This is a genomic window from Clostridium sp. RTP31139st1_H3_RTP31139_211217, from assembly GCF_040227035.1.
In the GTDB taxonomy this organism is placed as follows: Bacteria; Bacillota; Clostridia; order Clostridiales; family Clostridiaceae; genus Clostridium; species Clostridium saudiense.
This window is the reverse complement of record NZ_JBCOAB010000010.1, coordinates 89,833-95,832: the sequence shown is the minus strand read 5'-3', so window position 1 is coordinate 95,832 and position 6,000 is coordinate 89,833. Positions and strand designations below refer to the sequence as shown.

The 6,000-nt window shown below is 29.0% G+C and carries 6 protein-coding genes; 5 read left to right on the top strand and 1 reads right to left on the bottom strand.

What is annotated here, in order from left to right; genetic code table 11:
- Nucleotides 1-460 precede the first annotated feature (460 nt).
- Nucleotides 461-1,483 (bottom strand): IS6 family transposase, encoded by a 1,023-nt coding sequence (locus ABUA17_RS06645; RefSeq protein ID WP_349824095.1) that lies wholly within the window; start codon nucleotides 1,481-1,483, stop codon nucleotides 461-463.
- Nucleotides 1,484-1,606: 123 nt separating this feature from the next.
- Between ABUA17_RS06645 and fliN the strand changes: the two genes are divergently transcribed.
- The 5 genes from fliN (at nucleotide 1,607) to ilvN (ending at nucleotide 5,967) form a co-directional block, all read left to right on the top strand.
- Nucleotides 1,607-1,870 (top strand): flagellar motor switch protein FliN, encoded by a 264-nt coding sequence (gene fliN, locus ABUA17_RS06640; protein WP_042400531.1) that lies wholly within the window; start codon nucleotides 1,607-1,609, stop codon nucleotides 1,868-1,870.
- Nucleotides 1,871-2,043: 173 nt separating this feature from the next.
- Entirely contained in the window at nucleotides 2,044-2,817 is a 774-nt protein-coding gene (locus tag ABUA17_RS06635) for an AIM24 family protein (protein ID WP_042400534.1), read from the top strand.
- Between the two features lie 88 nt (nucleotides 2,818-2,905).
- Nucleotides 2,906-3,214: a YerC/YecD family TrpR-related protein gene (locus ABUA17_RS06630; RefSeq protein WP_042400537.1), complete on the top strand. Its 309-nt coding sequence runs from the start codon at nucleotides 2,906-2,908 to the stop codon at nucleotides 3,212-3,214.
- Nucleotides 3,215-3,321: 107 nt separating this feature from the next.
- Nucleotides 3,322-4,665, top strand: coding sequence for a phosphoglucosamine mutase (gene glmM / locus ABUA17_RS06625; protein ID WP_042400540.1), 1,344 nt, complete (start codon nucleotides 3,322-3,324; stop codon nucleotides 4,663-4,665).
- A gap of 789 nt (nucleotides 4,666-5,454) precedes the next feature.
- Nucleotides 5,455-5,967, top strand: coding sequence for an acetolactate synthase small subunit (gene ilvN / locus ABUA17_RS06620; protein ID WP_042400543.1), 513 nt, complete (start codon nucleotides 5,455-5,457; stop codon nucleotides 5,965-5,967).
- Nucleotides 5,968-6,000 lie beyond the last annotated feature (33 nt).

The window sequence follows — 6,000 nt, the reverse complement described above, 5'->3', positions numbered from 1 at the left end:
TACTTTAACATGAACGTACCCGTATGGGTTATTTTTTTTGCAATTAATTAGTGTTGCACTTGATATTGTAATTTATCTAAAATAAAAGTATACATAAGTAATTACAAATATGAATATAGTATAATACCTCAGTATAATAAACTTTAATTTATATGGCCAGATAAGAATATTACATAATTAATTTAGGGTTAATGGTAAAATAAGAGGATAACTTTATTTAGACTATGTAAATTATAATATTTATTATATTGGATAATTAAAAATTAGATAGATTAATTAATATAAATATTGTAAATTAACAATAAGGTGGAATCTGTTAAGTTGATATGAAAAAATAGCTTGATTTTTCATAGAATTGCTCGCTCTTTGAAAATTATATAAGTTTGAATTTTTTATTGTATGGTAAACAAACCTACAATAAAATTGATTTTTGCAGGTTAAATAAAGGTATTAAATTTAATTAAGCTGCTGAAAACCAAGAGTTTTTAGCTAAGCTATCGCTAGCGAAGCCAGCAACTTCTGCTGGAGTACAGTTATTTAATGAGCCATGTGGTCTAATAAAATTATAGTGAAAGATAAATAAATATATTAAGTTATTCGCCTTTTCAAAAGAGTTAAAACCTTTTTTAGCTTTATACCAAGCTTTAAAAGTCTTATTGAATGACTCAATTAAGTTGTTATTTATATCACTAGACATAGGTGCTACAGGAACGTGTTTGGTATTAGGTAATACCGTAGCGGAAGCTTCGTTATACGAAGGTAGTCTATCGGTTATGAAGTAAGTTGGTTCACCATAATTTTTAGCTTCATTTATTAAGGTATAAGCAGAATCAGAACTTCTAGACTTAGTTAGATGAAATGCTAGAATAAATCTAGTTTCAGAATCAATAGCTAACCATAGATAGTATCTTTCACCATTGATAAATACTACTGTTTCATCAGCGTGCCAATCGTCAGATTGTAAGTTTAAACTAGCTTTGAATTTATTAGCTTTCTGTTTAAAGAAAGGTGCAAATTTATTAGTCCAACTTGCTATAGTAACATGGGATACCTTAATACCAGAGTTAATCATCAAGAATTGAGAAATAGCTCTTGTTGATGAATTATTTAAAAAGTATAGTGTTAATGCAGTTAGTATTACATGTAGCGGAAAACGCATTCCTTTCATTGAAAGGGAACCACTAACTAATTCACTAGAAGCTGTATCAATATTGGTGGTGTGATGTTTTACTATTATGTGATTACACTTCTTGTTATTGCACTTATAGCGATTGTAATGTTTATATGCATGATGTAAGTAAGTTCCCTTACCGCATCTAGGACATTTAGGATTATTTAGTTTAGGACGTCCGTCACCGTCGCCTATGGCGAATTGACACTTACACTGCTTACATTGATACTTTTGTTTAGCCTGCTTATTCATACCAAACTTGTATAGTTTATCAGAATTACAGCGTGGGCATTTTATATTAGTTTTGCTCATTGTTCTTCTCTCCTTTTCGAATGGGGTATTATTTAGTATCGCAAACCTATTGTATTTCCTTGGGCTGAGAAGAGCAATGTTCATATAACTTAACAGATCGTAATTAGGTAAGGGGAGAGATTAATGAATGAGAAGATATCTAGAATTTTAGATATACCAATAGAGATAACTGCTGTTTTAGGTAAAACTAGAATGCCTTTGAATGAAATTTTAGAGCTTGGTAAAGGTTCCTTAGTTGAGCTTGATACTTTAGAAAATCAAGAGGTAGAAATACTTGTTAATGGTAAAAAAATAGCATATGGACAAGTTGTTATTTCTCAACAAAATTTTGGAATTAAAATTACAAGTGTTTTAGAGTCAGAAGAATTAGTAAATAGCTTGAAATAAGAAAAAATTTGATATAAGAGTAAAAAGTAAGAAGTAAGAGTTAGGAAAACAACTTAACTATTAATTCTTACTTTTTATTTACTCATCATCAAACATGAAGTGTTTAATGAATATTAAATTTGGATAGAATTAAGGTATAATATTTATGGAATATAAAGGTGTGGGTAGTTAAGATGAGAAGCAATATAGAAGTTAAAAATAAGCTTACTTTAGTTTCGCAAATGGGTAATGAATCTTGTTTTCAAATTTTGAAATATGCATCTCTTAATGGCGCAAGTGAGTTAAATGTAGCTAGCGCTATTAGGACGATTGAAGGTAATGGTAAAAGATTAAAGCAGGTCAGAATATTACTTAATGACAGCGCTGTTAAGATTCAACAAAATGCTCTAAGCTATATGAAAGGCTTTATCGAAAGAAGTGATGTAGTAAACGACTACAAAGGAATTAAAAAGGTTATTTTTGGTGCTACTCATATGAGGCATTTTGGATTGAAAACTGTTTTTAGTGGAAGTGGTGAAATATTATTAGAGCCTAGCTTTAATGATTTTACATTAATTGAATTAGTTGATGAAGAAATAATAATAAACGAAGATATGTTTTATGCTTGTGACAATGAGATTGATATTTCTTTAATTCCAAATGATAATAATAAAATAAAATTAAGTGGATCTGGAGTTGTTGCATTGAAGTTACCTGTACCCGAAGAAGAGATTATAAGGTGTAAATTATATAAGGATAGATTAGTAGTTAATGGTGATTTTATAGTACTAAGAAGTGCTAATATAAAATTATCTCAAGAGAAGTATGAAAGAATAATTGACGAAGAACTTGTAGAAGAAGTAAATAATGTTTATATTGGTATAGGTGAAGTATGGATTTTACCAACAAAAAGCATTTATGATAAATATATAGAAACTAATTGTTTTGAAAATGATGAAGAAAATTAATTAGCTAAAGAAAAATTTAAAGTATATCTTAAATTTATCACACTAAAGTGTTAAAATTATGATGTAGAGAGATAATAGGAGTGATAATATGAGCCTACAGAATTTAGAATTTAAAAAAGATTTAGATATGCTATTTAAAGCTGTTTTAGAGTTAAATAATATAGATGAGTGCTATAAGTTTTTTGAAGATATTGCAACAATAAATGAATTAAGGGCAATTTCTCAAAGAATATATGTTGCAAAAATGCTTACAGATAAAAAGGTATATACAGAAATAGCTGATGCAACAGGGGCAAGTACAGCAACTATTAGTAGAGTAAATAAATGTCTTAATTATGGACAGGGAGGATATAATTTAGTATTAGAAAGAATGTATCCTAAAGATAAACAAGATTAATGAATATATAGATATAAAGTACGATATATTGTAAAAAATCGGAATAAGTAATATACTATAAAAGATAATGTCTATAATTAATTATTTATATAAGCGAGGTATTATATATGAGTAGAATGTTTGGAACAGATGGTGTTAGAGGGATAGCAAATACTGAATTAACTGCAGAATTAGCTTATAGCTTAGGAAGAGCAGGAGCTTTTGTATTAACTGAGGGTACTCATAAGCCAAAGATTTTAGTAGCAAAAGATACTAGAATATCAGGAGATATGCTTGAAGCTGCTTTAGTTGCAGGTATACTTTCAGTAGGGGCAGAAGCAGTAATTTTAGGAGTAGTACCAACACCAGCAGTAGCTCATTTAACTAGAGAATATAAAGCAGATGCAGGAGTAATGATTTCAGCATCTCATAATCCAGTAGAATATAACGGAATTAAATTTTTTGATGGAAAAGGATACAAATTATCAGATAGTTTAGAAGATCAAATACAAGCTGTAATAGAGGGAGGATTCGAAGGCGTACCTAGTCCAATAGGTGGGAATGTTGGTAGATCGTACACTGAAGAAACAGCATTAAGAGAATATATTGATTATGCATTAAGTACTATAAATACAGATTTAAAGGGATTAAGAGTTGCTTTAGACTGTGCAAATGGTGCTGCATATAAAGCTGCAGTAAAAGCTTTCAGATCTTTAGGTGCAAGAGTATATGTAATAAATGATAATCCAGATGGAAATAACATAAATGAAAATTGTGGCTCAACTCATATGGAAGAGTTAATGGATTATGTTGTAAGAAAAAATTGTGATATTGGTTTTGCATTTGATGGTGATGCTGATAGATGTTTAGCTGTAGATGAAAAAGGAAACATGATTAATGGAGACTTCTTATTAACAATATGTGCTAAGGCATTAAAAGAATCAGGACAATTAAAAGATGATACTTTAGTAGTAACTGTAATGAGTAACTTAGGATTAGATATTGCTGCTAAAAGAGAAGGAATTAACTTAGTTAAAACTAAAGTTGGAGATAGATATGTTCTTGAAGAAATGCTTAAGGATAATTATGTATTAGGTGGAGAGCAATCAGGACATATAATATTTTTAGATCATAATACTACAGGAGATGGATTAGTAACAGCACTTCAAGTAGCTGCTATTCTTAAAGAAAGTGGAAAAACTTTCAGTGAACTAGCTGGAGTTATGAAAGAATTACCACAGGTATTAGTTAATGCTAAAGTACCAAATGAAAAGAAGAATATATATTTAGAGGATGCAGAAATAATTGCTGCCATACAAGAAGTTGAAGCTAAGCTAAATGGAGTTGGAAGGGTGCTTATAAGACCATCTGGAACTGAACCATTAGTTAGAGTTATGCTTGAAGGTGAAAATCAAGAAGAAATAAATGAAATGGCAAATAGAATTGCAAATTTAATATTAAGTAAAGTATAAGTATTAAATTATAATGGCGTATTAAAATTAAGAGTAAAATTAATTTTAATACGCCAAATTTTTTTGTAATAAATTAATAAAAACAAGATTAAAAATAAAGAGAAGTGTTAAAAACAAGGGATTTAAATTGTAAACATAAAAAATAGATAACTTATTAATAAATTAATAAGTTTGAAATAAATCTATTAAATTACTAAGAAAATAATAAAAATATTAACTATATGTTAAAAGTAAATGAAGTAAAATCCTAATTATAATTAATTTGGTAAATTTTAAGAGATTCTATTGACAGTGTATTAAAGTAAAGAGTAATATATTAACAATAGAATATTTTGGAAGGTCCTTTTTAAGGAATAAAAGCTGTGATAGAGACATTTATTTAGAATAAAAAAGTTTCAGAGAGTCCATGTTAGGTGTGAATGGATACTTTTACTAAATAATAATCACTCTTGAGCTGTATCCTGAACATTAGTAAATTTATCTGATGGCTAGTTTTTGGAACACTCCAACTCTTTTGTGGTGGATAACAACGGACATGCCTCTAGATAATGAATTATAACCTTAAGGTGTAGTTAAAACTAAACCTTAAACTAAGAATTCAATTTATAAGTAGGGAATTACCGGTAAGCACCGTTATATGCAAGGGTTTGTTGGAGCCTAGTGATATTTAATGATGAGGAATGTTATCCCACCGTTATGATTTTATCATTAAGGGTGGGATTTTTTTAACCTAAATTCATTCCGTTTTATTCAATAATTTGAAATTATTTGATTTTGGGGGTTATATAAATGGAAAGACATGTTTTGTCGGTTTTAGTTAGAAATTCTTCAGGAGTATTAACAAGAGTTTCGGGTTTATTTGCAAGAAGGGGATTTAACATTGATAGTTTAACAGTTGGAAGAACAGAAAATCCAGAAATATCAAGAATGACTATTGCGTTAAATGGAAGCGAAGAAGTATTAGAGCAATTTATGAAGCAATTAAATAAATTAGAAGATGTTCTAAGGGTATTAAGATTAAAACCAGAAAACTCTGTTTATAGAGAATTAGTACTAATTAAAGTTAAGGCAGATTCAGAGCAAAGAGCAGCAATTAATGAAGTTGTTAGAATTTTTAGAAGTAAGATAGTGGATATTTCGCCTGAAACACTAACGATTGAACTTACTGGAGATGAAAGTAAAATTAATGCTCATATAAAACTAATGGAAGAGTATGAAATTAAAGAACTAGTTAGAACAGGGGTCTGTGCATTAGAAAGGGGCTCTAATGATATTACAGATTACTGCGAAATCTTTAATTAGGTAATAGCGATTAATTAGTTAAAAGTTAAAAGT

What these genes read in the sequence shown, in the direction of transcription:
- ABUA17_RS06645 (WP_349824095.1), bottom strand. Translation starts at nt 1,483, where the DNA reads ATGAGCAAAACTAATATAAAATGCCCACGCTGTAATTCTGATAAACTA.
- fliN (WP_042400531.1), top strand. Translation starts at nt 1,607, where the DNA reads ATGAATGAGAAGATATCTAGAATTTTAGATATACCAATAGAGATAACT.
- ABUA17_RS06635 (WP_042400534.1), top strand. Translation starts at nt 2,044, where the DNA reads ATGAGAAGCAATATAGAAGTTAAAAATAAGCTTACTTTAGTTTCGCAA.
- ABUA17_RS06630 (WP_042400537.1), top strand. Translation starts at nt 2,906, where the DNA reads ATGAGCCTACAGAATTTAGAATTTAAAAAAGATTTAGATATGCTATTT.
- glmM (WP_042400540.1), top strand. Translation starts at nt 3,322, where the DNA reads ATGAGTAGAATGTTTGGAACAGATGGTGTTAGAGGGATAGCAAATACT.
- ilvN (WP_042400543.1), top strand. Translation starts at nt 5,455, where the DNA reads ATGGAAAGACATGTTTTGTCGGTTTTAGTTAGAAATTCTTCAGGAGTA.